This is a genomic window from Pseudomonas sp. McL0111, assembly GCF_052567255.1.
The window spans coordinates 6,214,059-6,240,414 of sequence record NZ_CP199585.1 but is presented as its reverse complement, the minus strand read 5'-3'; the positions used below and the strand labels follow the sequence as shown (position 1 = coordinate 6,240,414).

Below are 26,356 nucleotides of genomic sequence, written 5' to 3'. Positions count from 1 at the left end.
GCACAAGGTATAAGGTCTGAACCATGAGTTTGCTCAATATCGGGATGTCAGGTCTGGCGGCTAGCCAGTCCTCTCTGGCAACGACAGGCAACAACATTGCCAACGTCGACACCGCCGGTTATTCACGCCAGCAAACCGTGCAGGGCACCAAAGCCTCGCAGCAGTTCGGCAACGTTTACATCGGTACGGGCACCACCCTGGCCGACGTGCGCCGGGTGTACAACTCCTACCTGGAAACCCAGTTGCATACGGCGACTTCGCTCGACAGCGAATCTGCCGCGTATCTGGCTCAGACCACGCCACTGGATTCCACGCTGTCTGATACCAACACCGGTCTGACCGGCGTGTTGCAGAAATTCTTCACCTCGATGCAGGGCGTATCGACCTCGGCGACCGACGACACTTCCCGTCAATCGGTGCTGACTGGCGCGCAGGCACTGACCAGCCGCTTCAACACCATCGCCAAGCAATTGAGCGACCAGAACACCACCATCAACGGCAACCTTGGCGACATGGCCGCCCAGGTGAACAAACTGGCCACTTCGATCGCGAATCTCAACCAGAAGATCGGTGAGATTTCCACCAGCGGCGGCCAGCCGAACGACCTGCTCGACAGCCGTAACGAAGCCGTACGCCAGTTGTCCGAACTGACCGGTACTCAAGTCGTCGAGCGCGGCTCCAGTTTTGACATCTACATCGGCAGCGGCCAGCCACTGGTGATCGGCAATACCACCAACACGCTGAGCACCGTGCCACTCAAGGACGACCCATCGCGCATGGGCATCCAGATGGATCGCGGTTCGAGCACCGTCGATATCACTTCGGCAATGAGCGGTGGTGAAATCGGTGGTCTGCTGACTTATCGCAGCGAAGTGCTTGATCCTTCGATGAACGAATTGGGTCGTGTCGCGCTGGTGATTGCAGATCAGATCAACAGCCAGCAAGCCCAGGGCATCGACAAGAACGGTGACTTCGGCGCGGCTATTTTCAACAATATCAACAGTGCCGCTCTGGTCAGCCAGCGCAGTATCGCCCAGTCAGGCAACAGTACCGGTTCGGGCAATCTTGATGTGACCATCAAGGACACCGGCAAGCTGACCACCAGCGATTATCAGGTGACGTTCACCAGCGCGACCGACTACAGCGTCAAGCGCTCCGACGGCACCGATATGGGCTCCTTCAGCACCACTACCACGCCACCACCGGTGATCGACGGCTTCAGCCTCTCACTGAATGGCGGCGCGTTGAGCGCAGGTGACAGCTTCAAGGTGACCCCGACCCGCAATGCGGCGGCGAGCATCCAGACTGTGCTCACCGACCCGAAGAAAATTGCTGCGGCAGGTCCGTTGACCGGTGTGGCCAGTGCCAACAATTCCGGTACTTACACCCAGCCGACGCTCAGCGACACCATCAATATCTACAACCCGGCCTCTCAGGCCGAGATGCAGGCGGCGCTGAAGAACTCGACGCCGGTCAAACTGGTGTTCGGTGGCGCGAGCGGTGGCAGTCAGTCCTACACAATGGTTGACGCCAAGGGTGCGACCATTGGCACCGGCGTTATCGTTCCGGGGCAGGCCAATACCCTGAACCTGAAAGTCGGTATGGTCGATGCCAGCGGCAACCCGGTCATGGATACCACGGTCACGCCGAATGTGCAGAAGACCTTCACCGTGCAGACCACGGTTGGCGGTTCTCCGAAGTCCGGCGAAACCTTCACCATGAACCTGACCGGTGCGGCGTCTTCGGACAACCGCAACGCGCAAACGCTGGTCGGCCTGCAAACCAAGCAGACCGTGGACACCGGTTCGGCGAGCAAGGGCATCAGCCTGACCGACGCCTACAACACTCTGGTCACCAACGTCGGCACCAAGGCTGCTTCGGCAAAGTCCACCAACACCGCCACCACGGCGATGCTGGATTACGCACAAGGCGCACGCGACTCTCTGTCCGGGGTCAACCTGGATGAAGAAACCGGCAACCTGGTTAAATATCAGCAGTACTACACAGCGTCTTCGCAGATCATCAAAGCTGCGCAGGAAACTTTCGCCACGCTGATCAACAGCCTTTAAGGAGTCGTAATTCATGCGCATTTCCACCGCCCAGTATTACGGAACGCAAGCTTCGGACTATCAGCGTAACTTCAACAAGGCTGTCGCCACCGCGAGCGAGGCGAGCAGCCTGCAGCGCATCAATACCGCGGCGGATGATCCGCTCGGTGCCGGGCGTTTGCTGCAACTGGGTCAGCAGGCGGCGATGCTCGATCAGTACACCGGCAATATCAGCAGCACCAAAAGTGCGCTGACCGTGCAGGAAAGCACGCTCGACTCGATCAATACCGCATTGCAGACCGCCAAGGAAATTTCCCTGGCTGCCAACAACGGTACGCTTACCGACAAGGACCGCCAGGCTTACGCTGCACAGCTGTCGCAGATCCAGCAACAAGTCCTGGGCCTGATGAACTCCAAGGATGCCGACGGCAACTACATGTTCTCCGGTTCGAAAACCGACACCGCGCCGTACTCGCAGAATAACGATGGTACTTACACCTACAACGGTGACCAGACCACCATCAATGTGGGCATTGGCGACGGCATGACGGTCGGCACCAATACCACCGGCTGGGACGCTTTCCAGCAGACCCTCAATACCGCGCGCACCAACACCAAAATGACCGCACCGCCGGTTGATGATGGTCGTGTCGTGCTGTCCAACGGTACAGTCGGAACGGCTGCCACCTACAACGCCAAGTTTGCCGGTGGCGAGCCTTACACCGTCAGTTTCCTCAGCAGCACCCAGCTGAAGATTACCGATGCGCTGGGTAACGACGTGACCGCTGAGGCCAGCCAGAACGGTTTGATCAGCAACAGCACCGGTGCCAACCAGACGGTAAGCTTCCGTGGCGTCGACATGAAGCTGAACATCAACCTCAAGGCCGGTGACACCAACCCGGATGCAGTCATCGCCGGGCACAGCTTTCAGTTGTCGGCCACGCCTGACTCGTTCACCACGGCACGTAGCCCGGGTAACCCGTCGACCGCAGTGATCACCGGTTCGAACATCACTGATCCGGTGGCCTACAACAACGCCTTCCCGCAAGGCGGCGCGGTCCTCAAGTTCACCAGCGCCACTGCGTTTGATCTGTATGCGGCGCCTGTCACTGCCAACAGCAAGCCAGTGTCCTCGGGCACCGTCGCGGGTGGTAATGCCACCGCTTCGGGCGTGACTTTCGCATTGGGCAGTGCACCGGCAGCCGGTGACCAGTTTTCGATTCAGTCCAACAACCACCAGACGCAGAATATCCTCGATACCCTGGGTCAGATGGTCACGGCGCTGAACGCCCCGATCGATGGCAATGACGTTGCCAAGCAAAACTTCCAGGGCATCATGGAAGCGGGCCTTGGCAACATCGACAGCGCCGCCAACCAGATTGGCGCCGCTGTGACGTCGATCGGTGCACGCGGTCAGTCGCTGGATATGCAGACCACCACCAACCAGAGCCTGAGCACGGCAAACGCCACGACTCAGGGCTCGATCCGCGATTCCGATCCGGCAGAAGTCATGACCCGCCTGACCCTGCAGCAAACCATGCTGCAAGCGGCGCAACTGGCGTTCAGCAAGATCTCTCAGTTGGGCCTGTTCAACAAGATCTGACGGTAACCGGGCGCGCAAGCGCCCGGTTGCTTTGGTTCTTGAGTGTTTAATGTCTTTTTTCGCGGTTCCAGAGGGCTCGCTGTTCCGGGCGGGCTCCCGCCGCTTGCGAGTCCGCCGTGCAATCACTTCCCCTCGTCAGTCTGGTCATCCCTGCCTTCAATCCGCGATTTTTCGAGAAATCACTGCGCAGTGCCGTCGGGCAGGGCTATGGCAATCTCGAAATCATTGTTTGCGATGACAGTCGTGGCACTGAGATCGAAGGCATCGTTGCGGCGGTAACGGAACAGAGCGGCGTTGCGGTGCGCTATGTGCGCAATCCGCGCACCTTGGGTCTGGTCGGTAATCTGAAGGTTTGCCTGGAGCAGGCGCAGGGCGAGTTGATCAAGTTTCTGTGTGACGACGATCTGCTCTATTCCGCCTGCATCGAGCAACAAGCCCACGATATGTTGCGCGAAGAAGTCAGTCTGGCGGTCGCCCAGCGTCTGCTTTGGGACGCCAACGACATCATCTTGCCTGCGCGTCTGGAAAACACGTCGTTGTCGCCGGAAAGCGCCTTGCTCAAAGGTGACGACCTGCTGGGCATCTTCGACAAGTTCCCGGTCAACGTTCTCGGTGGATTCAGCGCCGCGATGTTCCGCCGCGCCGATGTCGTCGAACTGTTGCCGGCACTGACTCAGGAAGATTGCTGCTTCGTCGCGACCCTGGATTTTGCCTTGTACGTTTGCTTGCTGCGGCGCGGCAATCTTCTGGTCTCCAATAGCGTACTAAGTGCCGAGCGTCTTTACCCGGAACGCCTGAGCGCACAACAGCCGATGAAAGATGCGGCTGAAGTCGAGCGCGAGTGGATCGCGCAGATGCTCAAGGTGCGTAACGGTGAAGCGGCACCTGCGTCAGGCTGGGTTCGCTACATGCCGTTGACCAGGGTCGAGGAATCGCCACGGGTCTGGCAGGAGTTGCCTCTGAGCCGCACGCTCGGCACCAAGCAAAGCCGTCAGGAACTGGGTGTGGGTGTCGACAGCCTGAGTTTTGGCGAGCTTTACGCGCAATGGCTGGAATGTCGCGTGCTCACCGAAGAGCAGCGCAAGTGGCTGCCGGAAACCCTCGCCGGTTGGTCGCATCAACCGCGGATCGTGCCGGTTGTCGTTGATGCGCAGGGCAGTCTCGACGGAGTCGAGCGCACGCTGGAGGCGCTCGCGGCTCAGGACTATCCGCCGGAACTGATTCTGCTGTTGTCGGCATCTTGCACCGAGGCGGCGCTGGACGGTCGCGTGTTCCGCATGCCGTTGCAGGACGACGGTCTGGAGCAAATCAACGCATTGCTGCCGCAACTGGAAGGCGCCGACTGGTTCTACCTGTTGCAGGCGGGTGACCGCCCGGTAGCCCCGGCGTTGTTGGTCATGGCGGAACGAATTGCGCATTCGCCGTCCTTCACCTGCCTGTACAGCGACGAAGGCAGCCTGCACGGCGGCGAGTCGGCAGAGCCAGCGTTCAAGCCGGATTTCAACCTCGACCTGATGCGCAGTTACCCCTATGTCGGGCGCGCTCTGGCATTCAAGCGCGAACGTTTTCTGGCGTTGGGTGGCTTCACCACGGACTTCGCCGAGCTAGCGCCACACGATGTGCTCTGGCGCATGGTCGAGAGCGACGGAATCCATGCCATCGGCCATGTCGCCGAGGTTTTGCTGGAGTCGCGATTCGACCTGTCGAAATGGCTCGTCGATCCGGGTGTTATCAAGCAGAGCCCACGGATACTTGAAGCGCATTTGCAGCGACTGGGGATTACTCACGAGATCCGTCGCGGCAACGCCGAGTTGCTCAATCGCGTCGACTATCACCACGCCCGGCGTCCGCTGGTGTCGATCGTGATTGTCACCCAGGACCAGACCGCCGCTTTGCAGCGTTGTGTCGAAACAATCCTGGAAAAAACCACCTACACCGAATACGAATTGCTGCTGATCGACAACGGCAGCAAAAGCGCCGACGCGCTGGCGTGGCTGGACGGCATGGCGCAGTTGGGTGGCGAGCGGATTCGCGTGTCGACCTATGCGCAAACGGACAACGCCGCGGCCTTGCACAACTTCGCGGTGGCGCAAGCGCGCGGCGAGTATGTGTTGATGCTCAATTCCTTCGCGGTGATTACCCAAGGTGACTGGCTGGACGAGCTGCTCAATCATGCGCAGCGCCCGGAAGTCGGTGTGGTCGGTGCCAAGTTGTTCAATCCTGACGGCGGTGTGTTGCACGCCGGTCTGATTCTCGGTCTGCAAGGGCCGGTGGGCCTGCCGTTTTACGGTCAGCCGGTGCAGGCCGATGGCTACATGTACCGCCTGCAAGCGGTACATGATCTGAGCGCAGTCGGCGGCGATTGCCTGATGGTGCGCAAAGCGGTTTTCGAAGCGGTTGGCGGGCTCGACGAGCAAGACTTGAAACAGGCGCTCAATGTCGCCGACCTGTGTCTGCGAATCGGCCAGGAAGGTTACCTGGTGGTCTGGAACCCTTACGCCACATTGGCGGTGGGCGTGCGGCCAAGCTCTGCGGCGTCGTCCGAGGAGGAAGCGCAGCACCTTCAGGAGCGGGAAACATTCTACAAACGCTGGTTGCCGTTGATTGCCCGTGATCCGGCGTACAACGTCAACCTGACGTTGCAAGGCGTCGGTGCCACCAGCTTCAGTCTGGAACCGGGTCAGCGTACTGGCTGGAGCGCATTTTCCAGGGCGCAATTGCCGAATGTACTCGCGGTGCCGATCAATGCCTCGGCCATCGGTCACTACCGCATGAGCCAGCCGTTGATCGAACTGGAGGCGGCCAACCGGGCCGAAGGACGCATTTGCTACGGCTTGCCGTCGATCATTGAGATCGAGCGTCAGTCGCCTGATGTGATCGTCCTGCAAGGGCGATATTCGGAGCACGCAATTGATGAAATCCCGCCGCTGAAGAGCTTCTTCAACGCTCGGCGGATCTTCGAACTCGACGACTACGTGATCGACGTTCCGCATCGCAACGCGCACATCCGCAATATGCCGAGCAAGCAGGACATGGAGCGCATGGTGCGCCGCGCGATTGGGCTGTGTGATCGCGTGGTCGTTTCTACCCAGCCACTGGCCAACGTTCTGTCGGACATGCATCACGACATTCGTGTGGTGCCGAACATGTTGGCCAAAGACTTGTGGACCAACTTGCGCAGCAAGCGTCGCACCTCGAAAAAACCTCGGGTTGGTTGGGGCGGCGGCACCAGTCACCACGGTGATCTGGCGGTCATCGCGGAAGTGGTTCGTGAATTGGCAGATGAAGTCGATTGGGTGTTCTTCGGCATGTGCCCGGATGACCTGTTGCCATACATGCACGAGTTCCATGGTGTGATCCCGCTTGAGGTGTATCCGGCAAAGCTCTCCAGTCTCAATCTGGATCTGGCGCTCGCGCCGCTGGAGTTCCACATCTTCAACGACTGCAAGAGCAACCTGCGCCTGCTGGAATACGGTGCGTGCGGTTTCCCGGTGATTTGCACCGACACCGAGGCCTATCGCGGCTACCTGCCGTGCACCCGGGTCAAGACCAACACCACGCAAGAATGGCTGCAAGCGATCCGCATGCACCTGGACGATCCGGACGCCAGCTACCGCATGGGCGATGAGTTGCATGAGGTGGTGATGCGCGATTACGTGTTGCGCGGCGATAACCTGCGGTACTGGGAGAATGGCTGGCTAGCCGACTGATCGGTTTCTGCCGTATCAAAAAAGGTGACCTTTTCGGGTCGCCTTTTTTTGTACCTTGAAATACGTACTTACATCGATCAGCAGAGATTTCTCCCGCCAGCCTCAAGCTTTGGAATTCTTCAGTCGATATCCCGTTATTCGTTTGTTTGCCTGCGGGTGTATGGACGGGGCGGCGGTGCTGCCTCGATTTGCATCGCCCCCATGGAAGATCCGGTTTCAACAACAACACAAGGAAGACGCAAATGGCTGTCGTAAATGGAACGAGTGAAGCGGATGTCCTGTTGGGCACCGACGATAATGACCAACTCTATGGACTGGAGTCGGATGATTTACTGCTGGGCAGCGCGGGATCAGATGTACTGGATGGCGGTGAAGGTTTTGACACGGCGAACTATTACGCAATGTCCTCGGGGATCAATGTCGAGTTTGGCGGCGGTGTGGCTACGGTCACCGGCCCCGATGGCAAGAGCGATACCCTGATTGGAGTGGAGAAAGTATTCGGTAGTTTTCATAACGATACGTTCACCAGTTCGGTGGCGGGTGTGACGCTGGAGGGCAGCGCCGGTGATGATGTTTACATCGTCGACGGCGAGGGCGTGACGATCATCGAGGAGGATCATCTTGGCTACGATGAGCTGCGCACCAGCCTCAATACCATCAAGATGGACCCGTTCATCGAGAAGCTGACTTTCACCGGTACCGGCGATTTCAACGGTTACGGCAATGCCAGTGACAACGAAATCATTGGCGGTGCCGGTAATGACTGGCTGTGGGGCGGCGCGGGTGCCGATCACTTTGTCGGTGGCGATGGCTTCGACACGGTCAGCTACAGCGACAGCCTTGAGGGTGTGCGGGTCGAGGACTTCAGCAACTTCGACGGTCTGACCATCGCTTATGGCGACACCTTCACCGGCATTGAAGCGATTCAGGGTTCGAACTTCGATGACGTGATTTATCGTCATCAAGGCTCGATGATCGTCGATGGTGCCGCTGGTTACGACATCGTCAATTATCGATCTGCCTTTGATTCCGTCAACCTGCTGATCGGTGGTGATGGCGTCAACGCAGAGGGCGACACACTGCGCAACGTGGAAAAAGTCATCGGTACGTCGGGCGCTGACCACTACACCGTCAATGTTGCTGGCGTGACTGTCGCGGGTGGTGACGGGGACGATATCTACATCATCAATAGCGCCGGAGTGACTATTGAAGAGGACGGTGATTTTCGAGGCGGAACCGATCATCTGTACACCAGTCTGTCCGCGATGCACCTTGATCCGTTCATTGAAAATCTGACGTATACCGGGACTGCCGACTTCACCGGTTATGGCAATGACGAGAGCAACACCATCGTCTCCGGCGCCGGCAATGATGTGTTGTACGGTGGCGCGGGTGGCGATCATTTCGAAGGTGGTGCCGGTATCGACATCGTCAGCTACGGCGATAGCACTGAAGGTTTGAGCGCCTCGCTCAACTGGGGGCCGCAGAGCGGCATTGCTCTTTATGACGTTTACATTGATATCGAAGGCCTGCGCGGCAGTCAGTTCAATGACACCCTTGAAGGCAATTCGGACGACAATATCCTGGAGGGCAGTGCGGGCGACGACCAGATTCAGGGCGGCGATGGCAATGACCACATCTACGGCGGTCTGGCGTCCGGGCTGGATGCTGCAGGGCAGTCGGATACGCTGTCGGGTGGCGCCGGCAATGATGTCATTGTTGCTGCCAGCAACGACCTGTTCACTTGGGCCAGTGGCGATGACGGCAATGACACGATCACGCTGGGAAGTGGGGTCGCTTTTGGCGGGCAGGGCGATGACCGGTTGATCCTCAACTTCTCCAGCCAGACCCACTCCGGCGTCAGCGCTTATGGTGGATATGGCGATGATACCTACGTGGTGAACACCACCGGGCTGGTGACGATTCAGGATGAAGGGCTGGACATGAACGACACTCTGATCCTCAACACCATCGCCAATGCCGGTCAGTTGAGCGTGACCCGCATCGGTAACGACGCTTATCTGCACAGTGCCAATGACACCGGCAGTGGTGTTCCGGACAACGGCGTGAAACTGGCGGACTGGTACGCGGGCTTCAACACCATCGAGCATATCCAGACCGCCGACGGCCAGGTCTATGATCTGCCAACCAGCGGTGATGCGTTCGCCATGTTCGGGTAATCGTTCAACCCGTTGACATGGCTCAATGAAAGGGATGAATCCGCTGAAGGATTCATCCCTTTTTTCATGCGGCCTTGCGCCCTTGACGCAGGGCTTATGGAGCTGGCGCGTTTCCTGCAAGTACCCCTCAAATCGCCATAAAACGAGCGCTCAGCAGCGCTCGCAGCGGCAAAAGGTTTAGCCAGAAGGCCCGCACAGCTCAAGAAAGCCATGCGCAGCCCGGTGACGAGCGAGAGGGGAGACGATGAAGGCAGTTATTTTGGCGGGTGGCCTCGGCACGCGCATCAGTGAAGAGTCGCACCTCAAGCCCAAACCCATGATCGAGATCGGTGGCAAGCCAATTCTCTGGCACATCATGAAGCAGTATTCCGCGCACGGAATTCACGACTTCGTGATCTGCCTGGGCTACAAGGGCTACGCGATCAAGGACTTCTTCGCCAACTACTTCCTGCACACCTCCGACGTCACGTTCGACATGCGCAACAACCGCATGGATGTGCACCAGAACTACAGCGAGCCGTGGAGCGTCACCCTCATCGACACCGGTGAGGAAACCATGACCGGTGGCCGCCTGCTGCGTGCCAGCCGTTACCTCAAGGATGAAGAGGCGTTCTGCTTCACCTACGGCGACGGCGTCTCCGATATCAACATCGCGCAACTGGTGGATTACCACAAAGCCCACGGTCGTCTGGCGACCGTCACTGCCGTGCAGCCACCGGGTCGCTACGGCGCCCTTGAGCGTCAGGGCGATCAGGTGCTCGGTTTCACCGAAAAACCTCGTGGTGATGGCGGCTGGATCAACGGTGGCTTCTTTGTGTTGTCGCCGAAAGTGTTGCCGTACATCGCTGGCGATGAAACCACCTGGGAAGCCGAACCCTTGGCGCAACTGGCCCAGGATGAACAACTGAAAGCCTTTGAACACGAAGGTTTCTGGCACCCGATGGACACCCTGCGCGACAAGAATCATCTCGAAGCGCTGTGGCTGAGCGGGGAGGCCCCATGGAAGCAATGGGCCTGAGTGCGGATTTCTGGCGCGGCAAGCGTGTTCTGGTCACCGGGCATACCGGTTTCAAGGGCAGTTGGCTGACCCTGTGGCTGCAAAGCCTCGGCGCCGATGTCAGCGGTTTTTCCCTCGATCCTTCGACCGAACCGAGCCTGTTCGAACTGGCGCGCGTACACGAAGGCATCAACGATCAGCGCGGCGATTTGCGTGATCTGGGCGCCTTGCTTGAGATCATCGCCGACACCGAGCCGGAGATCGTCCTGCATCTGGCGGCCCAGCCGCTGGTGCGTGAAGGCTATCGCGATCCGCTGGGCACTTACTCCAGCAACGTCATGGGCACCCTGAATCTGCTTGAAGCGATTCGTCAGGTCGGTTGCGTGCGCGCTTGCGTATTGGTCACCACCGACAAGGTTTACGCCAACAAGGAATGGCTGTGGCCATACCGCGAAGACGAAGCCCTCGGTGGACACGATCCTTACAGCAGCAGCAAGGCGTGCTGCGAACTATTGGCGCAGTCTTACGCGGCATCGTTTTTCCCGGCCGAGAAGTACGCCGAACACGGTCTGGCCCTGGCCACCGCCCGCGCCGGCAACGTGTTGGGCGGCGGTGATTTCGCCCCGGAACGCTTGATTCCCGATGTGCTGAAAGCCTGGTCCGCCGATGAACCGGTGACCCTGCGCTACCCGCAAGCCGTGCGCCCGTGGCAACACGCGCTGGAACCGCTGGCCGGTTACCTGCAACTGGCTGCCGGCCTCTACGAAGAAGGCCCGGAATACGCCGGTGCGTGGAACTTCGGGCCTGGTGAAGCGGACATGTGCAGCGTCGGCGAAGTGGTCGAACTGCTCGCCAATCGCTGGCCGCAGGCACGTGGTCTGCGCATCGAACCGAGTGAACTGCATGAGGCTGGCCTGCTGCGTCTGGACAGCAGCCGCGCCCGTCAATTGCTCGGCTGGCAAGCGCGCTGGTCACTGGAACAATGTCTGACCCAGACCCTCGACTGGCATCTGGCATGGCAAAACGGCGATGACATGCGCGCCGTGACCCTCGGTCAATTGAATCTGTATCGAGGCGCGCTGTGAGTGAGTTTTCCTTGCATGCGCTGCCGCTGGCCGGACTGTTCAGCGTCCAGCACAAGCGCTTCGCAGATCAGCGCGGGCACTTCGCCCGGCTGTTTTGCGAAGGCAGCCTGAGTGCGTTTGGCAGCGAGTTTCATATTCGCCAGATCAACCATTCCTGCACTCGCGAGAAGGGCAGTGTGCGCGGTCTGCATTATCAGAATGCCAACGCACCGGAAGCCAAACTGATCACCTGCCTGCGCGGCGAAGTGTGGGACGTGGCGGTGGATCTGCGCCCTGATTCTGCAACCTTTCTGCACTGGCACGCCGAGCACCTCAAGGCCGGCGACGGTCGCAGCCTGCTGATTCCGGCCGGGTTCGCCCACGGTTTTCAGACGCTGACCGAAGACGCCGAATTGCTCTACCTGCACAGCGCCGATTACGCGCCGGAGCACGAGGCCGGCCTGTCAGTGAATGATCCACGGCTGGCGATTGCCTGGCCGTTGCCTGTCAATAATTTGTCAGCGCGTGATTCCAGCCATCCTGCGCTCGATCAACACTTTGCTGGAGTGCGTCTATGAATTGCCGTGGGTGCGCCGCACCGCTGAGTCTGCCGCTGATCGACCTCGGGACTTCGCCGCCGTCCAACGCTTATGTGCATGCCGATCGTCTGGAGCAGGCCGAGCAATGGGTGCCACTGAAGGTCGCCGTGTGTCAGCAATGCTGGCTGGTGCAGACCGAGGATTACACCAGTGCCGACAGCCTGTTCGACGCTGAGTACGCTTACTTCAGTTCGTTTTCCAGCACCTGGCTGGCGCATGCCGAGCGTTACGTCGCCGAGATGGTCGAGCGCTTCGGTCTGACTGCTGACAGCCGCGTGGTTGAAGTCGCCGCAAACGATGGTTACCTGTTGCAGTACGTCGCCGGGAGCGGCATTGCCTGCCTGGGCGTCGAGCCAACCCGCAGCACCGCACAAGCGGCGCGGGAAAAAGGCCTGGAAATTCGTGAACTGTTCTTCGGTCGCGAGACTGCCGCGCAGCTCAAAAGCGAGGGCTGGGGCGCTGACTTGATGGCGGCCAACAACGTGCTTGCGCATGTGCCGGACATCAATGATTTCCTTGGTGGTTTCGCGACGTTGCTCAAACCGACTGGCGTGGCCACCTTCGAATTCCCGCAACTGCTGACGCTGATGGCGGGTGCGCAGTTCGACACGCTGTATCACGAGCACTATTCCTATCTGTCGCTGACTGCTGTGCAAACCCTGTGCGAGCGCAATGGTCTGGAAGTGTTCGACGTCAGCCAGTTGAGCACCCACGGTGGTTCGCTGCGAGTGTTCGTGCAGCGCAAGGACGGCGAACGCCGCGCCATTCAACCGGCAGTGCAGCAACAGTTGCAGGCTGAAATCGATGCCGGTGTGAAAACCCCCGAGTATTACGCGAGCCTCGCGCCTGCTGCCGAACGCATCAAGCATGAGTTGCTGCGTTTCCTGTTGCAGGCCAAGGCCGACGGCAAACGTGTGGTCGGTTACGGCGCGGCGGCCAAGGGCAACACGTTGCTCAACTACGCCGGGGTCAAACCTGACTTGCTGGCATGGGTGGCCGACGCCAATCCGCACAAGCAAGGCAAGTTTCTGCCGGGCAGCCGCATCCCGATTGTGGCGCCCGCGCAGATCGATATCGAAAAACCGGACTACGTGCTGGTGTTGCCGTGGAACCTGCTGCACGAAGTCAGCCAGCAACTGGCGCAGGTGCGTCAGTGGGACGGTCGCTTTGTGATCGCCGTGCCTGAGTTGAAAGTGCTGTGAAGGTTCTGGTAACCGGAGCCACAGGCTTCGTCGGTCGGCATTTGGTCGCGGCGTTGCTGGCGCGCGGCTGTGCGGTGCGGGCGGTGGCACGCAACGTCGAAACCGCGGCGAGCATGCCGTGGATCAATGACGTCGAATTCATCTCGGCGGATATTCACGCTGCCGATCTGGACGTGGCGGCGTTGACTGACGGCTGCGACGTATTGGCTCATCTGGCCTGGCCAGGGTTGCCGAACTATCGGGCGCTGTTCCACTTCGAACACAACCTGATGGCTGATTACCGCTTTATCAAAAGCGCAGTCGAGGCGGGTGTAAAGCAAGTCCTGGTCACGGGCACCTGTTTCGAATATGGCATGCAGAGCGGCCCGCTCAGCGAAAGCAGCGAGCCACGGCCGAGCAACCCTTACGGTCTGGCCAAGCACACCTTGCACCTGTTTTTGCAAAACCTTGCCCAAGAGCAGCCGTTCACCCTGCAATGGGCGCGGCTGTTTTACCTGCATGGCGAAGGGCAGAACCCCAACAGCCTGCTGGCGGCGCTGGACCGGGCAATCGATGCCGGCGAGCTGTCGTTCAACATGTCTGCCGGTGAGCAGTTGCGCGATTTTCTGGCGATTGAAACCGCTGCCGGTCATCTCGCCAGCATCCTTCAGCAGCGTGATTTCGCTGGCGTGATCAACTGCGCCAGCGGCCAACCGGTGTCGGTGCGTGCGCTGGTCGAACAGCGTCTGCGCGAACGCGGCGCGAGCCTGAATCTGAACCTCGGCCACTACCCGTATCCAACCCACGAACCGCTGGCGTTCTGGGCGGTGACCGAGCGCTTGCAACAGTTATTGGGAGAGTCGCAATGAGGCACGAGTTGTATCGGGTCACCGACCTGCCGGTGCTGCAGAACCGGACCTTTGCCGACGCGCAATCGGCGCAGGCCTCGGCCAGTGCCGACATGCTGCTGGTGCAGGATGAGCGCAGCGGCCTGATCTTCAATGCCGCGTTCGACGCCGACAAGCTCAGCTATGACGCTGACTATCAGAATGAGCAGGCGCATTCCGGCCAGTTCCAGAAGCACCTGAGCGACGTCGAAGGGATCATCGCCAGGCATTTCAAAGGCCAGGAGCTGATCGAAGTCGGCTGCGGCAAGGGCTACTTCCTTGAGTTACTCAAAGGCCTTGGCTACTCGATCACCGGCATCGACCCGGCGTACGAAGGTGACAACGCCGATGTGATCAAGGCGCCGTTCACCCGTGGCCTCGGTCTGGCGGCGGATGCCATCGTCCTGCGCCATGTGCTGGAACATATTCAGGACCCGGTGAGTTTCCTCGCGGTAATCGCCGAAGCCAATCAGGGCGGGCAGATCTACATCGAAGTGCCGTGCTTCGACTGGATTCTCGAACACAAAGCCTGGTTCGACCTGTTCTACGAGCACGTCAATTATTTCCGCCTCGATGACCTGCGCCGGATGTTCGGCACCGTGCATGAGGCCGGTCACCTGTTCGGTGGCCAGTACCTGTACATCGTTGCCGATCTGGCCACATTGCGCCTGACCCCGGAACAACCGGTGCCCCGCCTGGCGCTGCCCGACGATTTCACTGCCAGTCTCGACCGGGCGGTGCAGATCATTCAATCCGCACCCGGTCAGGGTTCGGCGATCTGGGGCGCTTCGTCCAAAGGCGTGATCTATTCGCTGTTCCTGCAACGCGCAGGCGTGGCGGTGGATCGGGTGGTGGATATCAACCCGGCCAAGCAAGGGCGTTATCTGCCGCTGAGTGGCGTGCGGGTGTCCTCGCCGCAAGAGGCGATGGACGCCTTGCCCGAAGGCGCCAACCTGTTTGTGATGAATTCCAATTACCTCGAAGAGATCAAGCGGATGACCGATGGACGTTATGTCTATCACGCCGTCGACAGCGCTTCGTTCCAGTGACCCTTGAGATTTTGAAAATGACCGACAACAGCATCAACCAGGCTTTCGAAGCCGAGTGCCGGGAACAGATTGCCCAGCAAGGCGACGACCAGAAACTTACTGGTCTGGCCCGTGATTTCTTCAATGAATCGGCCAAGCACAAATACAGCTACCACTTCTCGTGGATGGGCCGTCCGATCATCCAGCTACCACAAGACATGATGGCGATGCAGGAGATCATCTGGCAGGTCAAGCCGGATCTGGTCATCGAGTGTGGCATCGCCCACGGTGGTTCGATCATCTATTACGCCTCGTTGCTGGAACTGCAGGGCCACGGCGAAGTGCTGGGTATCGACCTCGACATTCGTCCGCACAACCGTGAAGCGATCGAAAACCACCCGATGGCCAAACGCATCAAGATGATCGAAGGTTCGAGCATCGACGCCGGCATCGCCGCGCAGGTGCAGGCTGCGGCCAAAGGCAAGAAAGTCATTCTGGTGCTCGACTCCAACCACACCCACGATCACGTCCTCGAAGAGCTGCGTCTGTACGCGCCGCTGGTTTCGGTCGACAGCTATTGCGTGGTGATGGACACCGTGGTTGAAGACATGCCAGCCGATTTCTTCCCGGATCGTCCATGGGGCCCGGGCGACAACCCGAAAACCGCGGTGTGGAAATACCTCGAAGAGAACCAGGATTTCGAAATCGACCAGCAGTTGCAGAACAAGCTGCTGATCACCGTGGCGCCGGACGGCTATCTGCGTCGCGTTCGTTAATTCGCAACATCCCAAAGCGTTATTTCGGCGAGTCGCCGGTTGTGGAGAGAAGTTATGCAAGGCAAGTACAGTTCTGAACCAGCGCTGCCGCTCAACGAGCTGTTGACCGTGGTGCTGATTACTCATAATCGGCCGGCATTTTTGCGTCGGGCGGTTAAGTATTACAGCGCCTTGCCTTGCAAAATCATGGTGCTCGACTCCACACCTGAACACCCGGAAGGCGACTTCTCGTCTGTCGACTATCACCATGTGCCGCAGTTCGCCTATTGGGGCATGCAGGCCAAACTGGCTTATGGCGTAGAGCAACTGACCACGCCGTACATGGTGCTGGCGGCCGACGACGACTTCATCCTGCACGATTCACTGTTCGAGTCGGTGGGTTTCCTCGAAGCCAACCGCGATTACGGCATGTGCCACGGCTACTGCATGATGTACCTGACGCTGGCCGGCGACGTGAACTACTACCGTCGCGACAAGAAGGTCCAGGAAGACTATGCGTCCGAGCGGGCGCAGGACCGGGTCGTCGATTACATGAGCCAGTACATCCCGCCGTTCTACGCGGTGACCCGTACTGACCTGATGAAAACCTGGCATTCGACATTGCCGCCGGGTACCAATTTCCAATGGCAGGAAATCGGTCACGTCTACTTCCTGCTGGCCAGTGCCAAGGCGCGGATTCTGCCGATTCCTTACGTGGTTCGTGAGATCAACTACGGCAATTCCGAACACAGCACGGACGTCATGCACTCGCTGAGCTACGTCGATGCCAAGTCGGTGGCCGAGCGTGAAGCGTTCGCCGAGTTCCTCGCAGGGCTGCCTACCGAGATCAAGGGTCTTGATGCAGAACAGCACAAGGCGTTTGTCCTCGAAAGCTTCGAAGCCATGGTCGACAGCCTGAAGACCGGCCGCGCACTGACTGCGGAACTGATTTTCCAGTCCACCTGGAATCAGGCGCTGAAGGCTCCGGATCGTCGTTTCGGGCCGCTGCAATACGTTGAGTTGCCGTTCTACAATCAGGTGTTCTTTGATCAACTGACTGAATTCGAATTCATGCTCCACGCGATGCCGGCCGGACGTATTCAGCTCGAAGGCCTTGAGGGTGTCTGGACTCGTCAGGAACACCTGTTGCAGGCGCGCAACAACGATACCCCGGAAAGTGTTCTCGACCGCTTGTGGCAGGCTCATGACCTCAATGCGTTCAACCGCACTGTGGTCAAGCGTCTGACCGCGCAATTGCAGTTGGTGGGCGAAGAAGACGAAGCGCAGAAAATGGCCGAGTGGGTTGCACGCCTTGAGGCGCTGACCCTGGATGACCACGGTCAGACGTTCAATAAAATGCAGTCCAGCCGTTTGCTCAAGTGGCTGGCTGCGCGCAAGCCGGATGCCAGGCAGAAAGAGTCAATTGCCGAGCATCTGGCGGTCAACGGTGGCGGTCCGCAATTCGGCATTTTCCTGCTGGATCTGGACGACAACATCGACAAGTTGCAGGTCACCCTCGACAGCTTGCTTGAAGGCCAATGCAAGGCGTTCCGGATTGTCGTGTTCACCACCGGCGAGCCACCGGCGGCCACCACGGCGCAGAACACCCTGCACTTTGTTCGGGTTACGCCGAGCAATCTGGTCGACAAGCTCAACCTCAGCGCCCGTCAGTCGCCTTGCGATTGGGTGCTGCTGGCTGAAGCCGGGGACGAATTCACTGCCAGCGGCCTGCTGCGTGCCAGCCTGGAATTGATGTCCGCTGGTGATTGCCGTGCGGTGTCCACCGACGAGATCCAGCGCCATGACAACGGTGCGCTGGTGGACGTGTTCCGTCCGGGCTTCAATCTTGATCTGCTGCTGAGCGTGCCGGGCTTGATGGCGCGCCACTGGCTGGTACGTCGCGATGTGCTGGTCGACGTCGGCGGCTATCGTGCGGACTTCAACAAGGCGCTGGAATTCGATCTGCTGTTGCGCATCATCGAAGAGAACGGCCTCAACAGCCTGGCTCACCTCGATGAGCCGCTGTTGATTACCCAGGCTCCGCAACTGGAAGAAAACGCCCACGAGCGTCTGGCGTTGCTGCGTCATCTGGGCAATCGCGGCTACAAGGCCAAGGTCACTTCGGCGGTGCCGGGCACATACCAGATTGATTACAGCCACAGCGAGCGTCCGCTGGTATCGATCATTATTCCGGCAGGCAATGATCTGCCGGCCTTGCAGCGTTGCTTGCAGGGCGTGCTGTTGCGTACTCGCTATCACCAATATGAAGTGCTGATCGCTACGTCGGCCGATCAGTCGGCTGCGGTCAATGACTGGCTCGGCACTTATCAGCATCCGAAAGTCCAGGTGCTGCGCGCCGAGCAGGCGCTGAACGCACCGCAGTTGTACAACGCGGTCAGCCAGCATGTGCGGGGCGATTATCTGGTCATGCTGTCCGCCGATGCCGAAGTGGTCAATCCGACCTGGCTCGACTCGATGCTCAACCATGCCTTGCGTCCGGAAATCGGAGTGGTCGGCGCCAAACTGGTCGGTCGCGATGGCAAGGTGACTCAGGCAGGTCTGATCCTCGGTATGAACGACGCGGTCGGCTCGGCATTCGTCGGTGAAAAACATGACGCCAAAGGCTATCTGCATCGCCTGGCTGTCGAGCAGAACTACTCGGCCGTATCAGGCGTTTGCCTGATGGTGCGCAAAGAATTGTTCGAAGCGCTGGATGGTCTGGATACCCATGAATTCCTTGAAGGGTTCAGTGACGTCGATCTGTGCCTGAAAGCTGGCCAGGCCGGTTTCCTCACGGTGTGGACGCCACTGGTGCAGGTCATTCATGGCGGCGACATTCCGCAGGCACCGACAGCTCTGGCTGCGTTGCGAGAAAAATGGTCCGCAGCCTTCGCTCAGGATCAAGCCTACAACGCCAACCTGAGCCTCAACGGCAAAGGCTTCACGCTGAATGACAGCGCTTCGCTCAACTGGGCACAGTTGCTCGGCTAAGCCTGCGGGCGGGACACAGGAATACAGACATGTTCAACGGTAAATCGATTTTCATCTCCGGCGGCACCGGTTCGTTCGGGCGCAACTTCATCCGCCGCTTGCTGGAGCAATACCAGCCCAAGCGCGTGGTGGTGTTCTCCCGCGACGAGCTGAAACAGTACGAAATGCAGCAGACGTTCAATGCGCCGTGCATGCGTTACTTCATCGGTGACGTGCGTGACGCTGACCGTCTGCGTCAGGCCATGCGCGGCATCGACTACGTAGTGCACGCAGCGGCGCTGAAGCAAGTGCCGGCGGCGGAATACAACCCGACCGAATGCATTCGTACCAACGTTAATGGTGCGGAAAACATCATCGCCGCCGCCATCGACAACGGCGTGAAGAAAGTCGTGGCGCTGTCCACCGACAAGGCCGCGAGCCCGATCAATCTGTACGGCGCGACCAAGTTGCTCTCGGACAAATTGTTCGTCGCCGCCAACAACATTGCCGGCGAGCAGGAGACCCGCTTTGCCGTGGTGCGCTACGGCAACGTCGCCGGCTCGCGCGGTTCTGTGGTGCCGTTCTTCAACAAGCTGATTGCCGACGGCGCCACTGAGCTGCCGATCACTGATGAGCGCATGACGCGGTTCTGGATCACCCTGGATCACGGCGTGCAGTTCGTTCTCGACAGCTTTGCGCGGATGCACGGTGGCGAAGTATTCGTGCCGAAAATTCCGTCGATTCGCATCGTCGATCTGGCGCTGGGCATGGCCGAGCATCTGCCGCATAAAAACGTCGGGATTCGTCCGGGCGAAAAACTGCATGAGTTGATGGTGCCGCTGGACGATGCGCGGATGACGCTGGAGTTCGAAGACCACTACACCATCCAGCCGTCGATCCGCTTCACCAGCGTCGATGTCGATTTTGCCGTCGACAAACTGGGTGAGCACGGGCGGCCGGTGAGTGAAGACTTCGAATATCGCTCCGACACTAATCCGCAGTTCCTCTCGGTCGGGCAGATCGCCGACCTGCACGCGAATCTCTCGGCATGATTCCCTACGGTCGGCAAAGCCTTGATCAGGCTGATATCGACGCGGTGGTCGAGGTGCTGCAGTCCGACTGGTTGACCCAGGGGCCGACCATCGAACGCTTCGAGCAGGCGATGGCCGAACGTTGTCAGGCGGATTACGCCGTGGCGGTGTGCAACGCCACGGCGGCGCTGCACATTGCCTGTCTGGCGGCGGGCCTCGGTCCGGGCGACCGTTTGTGGACCACGCCGAATACCTTCCTGGCCTCGGCCAATTGCGGACGTTACTGCGGCGCCGAAGTTGATTTTGTCGATATCGATCCGCTGACCTGGAACCTCGATGCGTTCGCCCTCGAAGCCAAACTCGATCAGGCCGAGCAGGACGGCAAGCTGCCGAAAGTCCTGGTGGCGGTGGCGTTTTCCGGGCAGAGCTGCGACATGCGCAAAATCGCCGAGCTGGCCGAGCGCTACAACTTCACCGTGATCGAAGATGCCTCGCACGCCGTTGGCGCCAGTTACGCCGGGCGTCCGGTGGGCTGCGGTGAATTCGCGGCGATGACCGTGTTCAGCTTTCATCCGGTGAAGATCATCACCAGCGCCGAAGGTGGCATGGTGCTGACCAATCGCCGCGAACTGGCCGAGCGTCTGCAACGCTTGCGCAGCCACGGTATGACCCGCGATCCGCAACAGATGACCGAACCCAGTCATGGCCCTTGGTATTACCAGCAGATCGAACTGGGCTTCAACTACCGGATCACCGATCTGCAAGCTGCGCTGGGTCTTTCACAGTTGAGCAAACTGGACGAGTTCATCGAACGTCGTCGCGAACTGGCGGCGCGTTACAACAGCTTGCTGACGTACTTGCCGCTGACGTTGCCCAGCCCTCAGCCGGATGCCGAGTCGGCGTGGCACCTGTACGTGGTGCGCTTGCAGACCGAGCGCGTCAGCCTCAGTCACCGACAGGTGTTCGAAGGCTTGCGTGCGGCCGGGGTCGGGGTGAATCTGCACTATATTCCGCTACATTTGCAGCCCTACTATCGTGACCTGGGTTTCGCCGAGGGAGACTTCCCCGAAGCCGAGCGTTATTACGCCGAAGCGATCAGCCTGCCGCTGTTTCCGTTGCTGAGCGATCAGCAGCAGGACTATGTGGTCGAGCAACTGCGACGGTTGACCGAGTAAATACCGCTGCGGCGGTGGATGGAAAACGGCAATGCGTGATCTGAGCGAGCAGGAACAATTCTGGCAAGGCGATTTCGGCAACCAGTACGTTGACCGTAATATCGGCCAGCCGCTGGTCGCGGCCAATCTGGCGTTGTTCGCCAAGGCGCTAAGCCGGGCCGGGCGCATCGACAGTCTGGTGGAGCTGGGCACCAATGCCGGCAACAACTTGCAGGCGTTGCATCAGCTGCTGCCGCAATGCGAGCTGTTCGGCGTCGAGATCAACGAAAGTGCCTGCGCCCAGGCGCGAGCGCTGGACATCGCGCAGATCTGGCACGGCTCGCTGTTCGACTTTCCCCGCGAGCGCAGCTACGACCTGACCCTGAGCAAGGGCGTGTTGATCCACTTGGCGCCTGAGTTGCTGCCGACCGCCTATGCGCAGCTTTATGAGCTGAGCCAGCGCTACATCCTGATCGCCGAGTATTACAACCCGGCGCCGGTCGAGGTGTCCTATCGCGGCAACAGCGGCAAGCTGTTCAAACGCGATTTCGCTGGCGAAATGCTCGACCGCTATGCTGATCTGCAACTGCTGGATTACGGCTTTGTGTATCACCGTGACCGGCAATTTCCGACGGATGACATCACCTGGTTTTTATTGGAAAAACGCCCTTGAGCCACGTCGCAATCATCCCGGCCCGTGGGGGCAGCAAACGCATCCCGCGCAAGAACCTGATGCCGTTCGACGGCGTGCCGATGATTGTCCGTTCGATTCGAATGGCGCTGGATTCAGGACTGTTCGATCAGGTGGTGGTCAGTACCGACGACGAAGAGATCGCCGAGCTGGCGCAGGCGTATGGCGCGCAGGTGCCGTTTTTGCGTCCGGCGAATCTGGCCGATGATTTCACCGGCACTGCGGCGGTAATCCAGCATGCCTTGCAGCAATTGCCGTCGTTCGATTACGCCTGCTGCATCTACGCCACGGCGCCGTTGTTGCAGGCGCGTTATCTGCGTCAGGGGCGTGAGTTGCTGGAACAGCATCCGCAGAAATCCTTTGCGTTCTCGGTGTGCAGTTTCGGCTTTGCGGTGCAGCGGGCGCTGACCGTCGACGGGCAGGGCGCCCTGACCGCGTTGTATCCCGAATTTCGCAATACCCGCTCGCAGGATCTGCCCGAGGCGTTTCAGGATGCCGGCCAGTTTTACTGGGGGCGCAGCGACGCTTGGCTGCGCGGCGACGTGCTGTATTCGCCTGCCAGTCTGCCAGTGATTCTGCCGCGGCATCTGGTGCAGGACATCGATACGCTGGAAGACTGGAAGCGTGCCGAATATCTCTACGCTGCGCTGAAGGCCGGTGGTGAATTGCAATGAGAGTGCTGATTCGCGCCGACGCCTCGCCGACTATTGGCAGTGGCCATATCGCCCGCTGCCTGACGCTGGCGCGGGTGTTGCGCGCACAGGGCAGCCATGTCGCGTTCGCTTGCCGGCGTTTGCCGGGGCATCGGCTCGATGCGCTGAGCGCGGAAGGTTTCGAGACCTTTGCGCTGCCTGACTTCTACCCTGATGAAGACCCGCAGCAAGGCATCGAATCGATGCTGCCGTGGCAGGCGGACATCGACGCGCTGGCCTTGCAACTGGATGGCCATGCCGATTTCGACTGGATCATCGCCGACCATTACGGCCTCGATCATCACTGGCAGACCGCCGCGCGGCGCTGGGCGCCACGTATCGCCGCCGTCGATGATCTGGCGACGCGACATTACAGCGTCGATCTGCTGCTCAATCAGAATTTATCCGGCCTCAGCGAAAACTACGCGCCGCTGCTGCCCGACGGGTGCCGCACGCTGCTCGGGCCGCGCTATGCGATGTTGCGTGAAGAGTTCAATTGCCCGGCCATTGAGATCAAACCCCGAGCCCGGCGAGTGCTGGTGAATTTCGGCGGCTTCGATGCGGCGATGCAGACGCATCACGCAATGCTGGCGCTGGCAGACTTTCCCGCGCTGCAAGTGGATTTCGTTGCCGGTGCGGATAATCCGGCCTGGGCACAGATGCAGGCGCTGGCCGAGACACGGCCGAATTGGCGGCTGCACAGTTTTGTCAGCGATTTCTATCAGCGTATGACTGAGGCTGATCTGTTTATCGGCGCCGGTGGCGGCACCAGTTGGGAGCGCGCGGCGATGGGTTTGCCGACGATTTGCATCGCGGTGTCGAATAATCAGCAGAACAACGGCGAGGTGATGGCGGCAGCCGGTGCTCATATATTCATGGGCGCCCGTGAGCAGGTCAGCGTTGAGCAATTGCGTGACGCCATCGGTTTTGTCGTCGACAACGTTTATCTGCGGCAAAGTCTGGCGGAGCGCTCGCGGCAACTGGTTGATGGACGCGGTGCGCTGCGGGTCGCGGCGGCAATAGCCGGGGCGGTGCTCAAACTGCGGGTGGCGACGCTGGACGATGCACAAATGCTGTTCGACGGACGCAACGCTGAAGCGGTGCGGCGCTGGTCGCAGCAAAGCGCGGTGATCGAGTGGTCGCAACATCTCAACTGGCTGACCGCGAGCCTGCGCAATCCCCAGCGTCTGCTGCTGATTGCCGAAGCCGATGACGGCGCGGTCGGTGTCTTGCGTTACGACTTGCGCGGCTTTGAAGTCGAAGTCTCGCTGTATCTGCTGGAAGCGCGTTTCGGCCTGGGCTGGGGCAGGGCACTGCTGGCGCGGGGTGAAGAGTTTGTCGCCGCGCACTGGCCGCAACTGACTGCCATCAGTGCTCAGGTGTTGCCGGCCAATCGCGCCTCATTGAATGTATTTCGTGACGCCGGGTACATTCAAAGTGCCTGCGCGTTCACCCGGGTTTTGAAGGAACATCGCACATGAGCAGTTTCAAGATTGGCGACCGCTTGATCGGCGCCGACGCGCCGCCATTCATCATCGCCGAGATGAGCGGCAATCATAACCAGTCGCTTGATGTGGCCCTGCAAATCGTCGAAGCCGCAGCGAAGGCCGGGGCGCACGCCTTGAAGCTGCAAACCTACACCGCCGAGACCATGACCCTGGATTTGTCGGAAGGTGAGTTTTTCATCAAGGACCCCGGCAGCCTGTGGGCGGGTACCTCGCTCTACGACTTGTATGAGCAAGCTCATACGCCGTGGGAATGGCACGCGCCGATCTTCGCCCGGGCCAAAGAACTGGGGATGCTGGCGTTTTCCACCCCATTCGATGACAGCGCCGTGGACTTTCTCGAAAGCCTTGATGTACCGGCCTACAAGATCGCCAGTTTCGAGAACACCGATCTGCCGCTGATTCGCCGCGTCGCCGCTACCGGCAAACCGCTGATCATCTCCACCGGCATGGCCAGCATCGCCGAGCTTGATGAGGCTGTGCGCGCTGCCCGCGAGGCCGGCTGCAAGGATCTGGTGTTGCTCAAGTGCACCAGCACCTATCCCGCGACTCCGCTGAACAGCAATGTGCGCACGATCCCGCATCTGCGCGAGTTGTTTGGCTGCGAAGTCGGTTTGTCCGATCACTCAATGGGCGTCGGCGTGTCCGTCGCCGCTGTGGCGCTGGGAGCGACGGTGGTGGAAAAACACTTCACCCTCGACCGCGCGGCCGGTGGCGTGGACGCCAGTTTCTCGCTGGAGCCGGCGGAAATGGCCAGTCTGGTACTGGAAACCGAACGCGCCTGGCAGGCAATGGGACAGGTGCATTACGGCGTGACCGAGGCTGAACGCAAGTCGCTGGTCTATCGCCGTTCGCTGTACGTCACCGCTGATATGGCCGCGGGTGACCCGTTTACCGGGGACAATCTGCGGGCCATTCGTCCCGGCCTCGGTCTGCCGCCCAAGCACACCGAAGCCGTCCTCGGCCGCCGCGCCCGGCAGGCGATCAAACGCGGCACGCCGCTGGACTGGTCGCTGGTCGAATAAACCGATCTGCAACCGATTCGGCAAAATAGCGTGACCTGTGAGTCATAACGCGCATCTTCACTGTATTGTATTAATCGGGGAGATGGCGCCTGGCCGGTAATCGGTTCCAGTGATAGCCCTTTGCGCTCCCCGTGGCTGCCCTTTGTGGCGGCCGTTTGCTGTTGGTCGGCGCCCCTCGAATCCTTGCGAGCGGTGGTATTGGGCTGTTTTTTATTGGGAAGCCGTAATGATTGGCATAAAAAGCATTGCGAGCTACGTTCCTGTAGCCGGCGTGGACAATTACGCACAAGGTGCAAAATTCGAGAAGGATGAAGAATTCATCCTCGGCAAGATCGGTTCGGCCTTCCTGCCGCGCAAAGACGCTGATCAGGAAACGTCGGATCTGTGTGTTGAAGCGGCCAATGCGCTGTTTGCCAGCAATCCTCAACTGAAACGTGAATCGATCGACGCACTGATCGTCGTCACTCAGAACGGTGACGAAGAAGGCCTGCCGCACACCGCAGCCATCGTCCAGGACAAGCTCGGCCTGCCGACCAATGTCGCCGCGTTCGATATCTCGCTGGGTTGCTCCGGTTACGTCTACGGCATCTACGCGATCAAGGGCTTCATGGAAGCTGCAGGTCTGAAGAACGGTCTGCTGATCACCGCCGACCCGTACTCGAAGATCGTTGATCCGGAAGACCGCAACACCACCATGCTATTCGGCGACGCCGCCACCGCCACCTGGATGGGCGAAGATCCGACCTGGGCGCTGGGCAAGGCCAAGTTCGGTACCGACGGTTCCGGCGCACCGCACCTGAAAGTCACCGATGGCGTGTTCTTCATGAACGGTCGTCAGGTGTTCAACTTCGCATTGCTCAAAGTCCCGGCGCACTTGCACGAGTTGCTCGACGACTCGAACCTCAAGGCTGATGACATCGACGCGTTCTGCATCCACCAGGGCAGCGCGGCGATTGTCGATGCCGTGGCGCGACGCTTTGAAGACAAGCCGGAGAAGTTCCTCAAGGACATGGTCGAGACCGGCAACACCGTGTCGTCGAGCATTCCGTTGCTGCTTGAGAAACACGTACTCGATTCCGACTGGCAGCGCATTGCGATCAGTGGTTTCGGTGTCGGTTTGTCGTGGGGTTCGGCGATCATCTTCCGTCCTTGAGTCGGATCAAAAACGCCTGATACAAAAATAGCGTTCAAGGTTAACCTTGAACGCTATTTTTTTTGCCTGAATGGAGCGCGAGG

Annotated in this window: 19 protein-coding genes; all 19 read left to right on the top strand. The window is 59.7% G+C overall.

Translation table 11 applies throughout. The features are described from left to right. The first annotated feature begins 23 nt into the window (after positions 1 to 23). Positions 24 to 2,069, top strand: a complete 2,046-nt coding sequence (gene flgK / locus ACTWLJ_RS28135) for a flagellar hook-associated protein FlgK (protein WP_445179319.1) — start codon at positions 24 to 26, stop codon at positions 2,067 to 2,069. A gap of 13 nt (positions 2,070 to 2,082) precedes the next feature. Next, a complete protein-coding gene (locus ACTWLJ_RS28130) occupies positions 2,083 to 3,651 on the top strand; it encodes a flagellar hook-associated protein 3 (protein WP_445179318.1) in 1,569 nt (522 codons plus the stop codon). 116 nt (positions 3,652 to 3,767) lie between these two features. Next, positions 3,768 to 7,361 (top strand): glycosyltransferase, encoded by a 3,594-nt coding sequence (locus tag ACTWLJ_RS28125; protein ID WP_445179317.1) that lies wholly within the window; start codon positions 3,768 to 3,770, stop codon positions 7,359 to 7,361. Between the two features lie 242 nt (positions 7,362 to 7,603). Continuing rightward, positions 7,604 to 9,541 carry a calcium-binding protein gene (locus ACTWLJ_RS28120; RefSeq protein ID WP_445179316.1) on the top strand — a complete coding sequence of 646 codons (1,938 nt, stop codon included), beginning with the start codon at positions 7,604 to 7,606 and terminating at the stop codon, positions 9,539 to 9,541. Positions 9,542 to 9,785: 244 nt separating this feature from the next. Further along, entirely contained in the window at positions 9,786 to 10,559 is a 774-nt protein-coding gene (rfbF, locus tag ACTWLJ_RS28115) for a glucose-1-phosphate cytidylyltransferase (protein WP_401209789.1), read from the top strand. Beyond that, positions 10,541 to 11,623 (top strand): CDP-glucose 4,6-dehydratase, encoded by a 1,083-nt coding sequence (gene rfbG / locus ACTWLJ_RS28110; protein WP_445179315.1) that lies wholly within the window; start codon positions 10,541 to 10,543, stop codon positions 11,621 to 11,623. Before rfbF ends, rfbG begins: the two co-directional genes overlap by 19 nt. Continuing rightward, a complete protein-coding gene (locus ACTWLJ_RS28105) occupies positions 11,620 to 12,180 on the top strand; it encodes a dTDP-4-dehydrorhamnose 3,5-epimerase family protein (protein ID WP_445179314.1) in 561 nt (186 codons plus the stop codon). Before rfbG ends, ACTWLJ_RS28105 begins: the two co-directional genes overlap by 4 nt. Next, positions 12,177 to 13,403 carry a methyltransferase domain-containing protein gene (locus tag ACTWLJ_RS28100; RefSeq protein WP_445179313.1) on the top strand — a complete coding sequence of 409 codons (1,227 nt, stop codon included), beginning with the start codon at positions 12,177 to 12,179 and terminating at the stop codon, positions 13,401 to 13,403. The genes ACTWLJ_RS28105 and ACTWLJ_RS28100 overlap by 4 nt, the downstream gene beginning before the upstream one ends. Continuing rightward, positions 13,400 to 14,251: an NAD-dependent epimerase/dehydratase family protein gene (locus ACTWLJ_RS28095; protein ID WP_445179312.1), complete on the top strand. Its 852-nt coding sequence runs from the start codon at positions 13,400 to 13,402 to the stop codon at positions 14,249 to 14,251. Before ACTWLJ_RS28100 ends, ACTWLJ_RS28095 begins: the two co-directional genes overlap by 4 nt. Beyond that, positions 14,248 to 15,318, top strand: coding sequence for a class I SAM-dependent methyltransferase (locus ACTWLJ_RS28090; RefSeq protein ID WP_445179311.1), 1,071 nt, complete (start codon positions 14,248 to 14,250; stop codon positions 15,316 to 15,318). The genes ACTWLJ_RS28095 and ACTWLJ_RS28090 overlap by 4 nt, the downstream gene beginning before the upstream one ends. 17 nt (positions 15,319 to 15,335) lie before the next feature. After that, positions 15,336 to 16,073: a cephalosporin hydroxylase family protein gene (locus ACTWLJ_RS28085; protein WP_445179310.1), complete on the top strand. Its 738-nt coding sequence runs from the start codon at positions 15,336 to 15,338 to the stop codon at positions 16,071 to 16,073. 54 nt (positions 16,074 to 16,127) lie between these two features. Then, positions 16,128 to 19,043 carry a glycosyltransferase family 2 protein gene (locus ACTWLJ_RS28080; RefSeq protein WP_445179309.1) on the top strand — a complete coding sequence of 972 codons (2,916 nt, stop codon included), beginning with the start codon at positions 16,128 to 16,130 and terminating at the stop codon, positions 19,041 to 19,043. A 29-nt stretch (positions 19,044 to 19,072) separates the two neighbouring features. Continuing rightward, positions 19,073 to 20,074: a UDP-N-acetylglucosamine 4,6-dehydratase (inverting) gene (pseB, locus tag ACTWLJ_RS28075; protein WP_445179308.1), complete on the top strand. Its 1,002-nt coding sequence runs from the start codon at positions 19,073 to 19,075 to the stop codon at positions 20,072 to 20,074. Further along, on the top strand, positions 20,071 to 21,228 hold the full coding sequence (gene pseC / locus ACTWLJ_RS28070) for a UDP-4-amino-4,6-dideoxy-N-acetyl-beta-L-altrosamine transaminase (protein WP_445179307.1): 1,158 nt from the start codon (positions 20,071 to 20,073) through the stop codon (positions 21,226 to 21,228). The genes pseB and pseC overlap by 4 nt, the downstream gene beginning before the upstream one ends. 31 nt (positions 21,229 to 21,259) lie before the next feature. Next, positions 21,260 to 21,880, top strand: coding sequence for a pseudaminic acid biosynthesis-associated methylase (locus ACTWLJ_RS28065; protein WP_283437256.1), 621 nt, complete (start codon positions 21,260 to 21,262; stop codon positions 21,878 to 21,880). Beyond that, complete coding sequence (gene pseF, locus ACTWLJ_RS28060) at positions 21,877 to 22,572, top strand: pseudaminic acid cytidylyltransferase (protein WP_445179306.1); 696 nt, start codon at positions 21,877 to 21,879, stop codon at positions 22,570 to 22,572. Before ACTWLJ_RS28065 ends, pseF begins: the two co-directional genes overlap by 4 nt. Beyond that, positions 22,569 to 24,071 (top strand): UDP-2,4-diacetamido-2,4,6-trideoxy-beta-L-altropyranose hydrolase, encoded by a 1,503-nt coding sequence (pseG, locus tag ACTWLJ_RS28055; protein WP_445179305.1) that lies wholly within the window; start codon positions 22,569 to 22,571, stop codon positions 24,069 to 24,071. Before pseF ends, pseG begins: the two co-directional genes overlap by 4 nt. Further along, positions 24,068 to 25,120: a pseudaminic acid synthase gene (gene pseI, locus ACTWLJ_RS28050; RefSeq protein WP_445179304.1), complete on the top strand. Its 1,053-nt coding sequence runs from the start codon at positions 24,068 to 24,070 to the stop codon at positions 25,118 to 25,120. Before pseG ends, pseI begins: the two co-directional genes overlap by 4 nt. A 226-nt stretch (positions 25,121 to 25,346) precedes the next feature. After that, positions 25,347 to 26,273: a ketoacyl-ACP synthase III gene (locus ACTWLJ_RS28045; RefSeq protein WP_283437252.1), complete on the top strand. Its 927-nt coding sequence runs from the start codon at positions 25,347 to 25,349 to the stop codon at positions 26,271 to 26,273. Positions 26,274 to 26,356 lie beyond the last annotated feature (83 nt).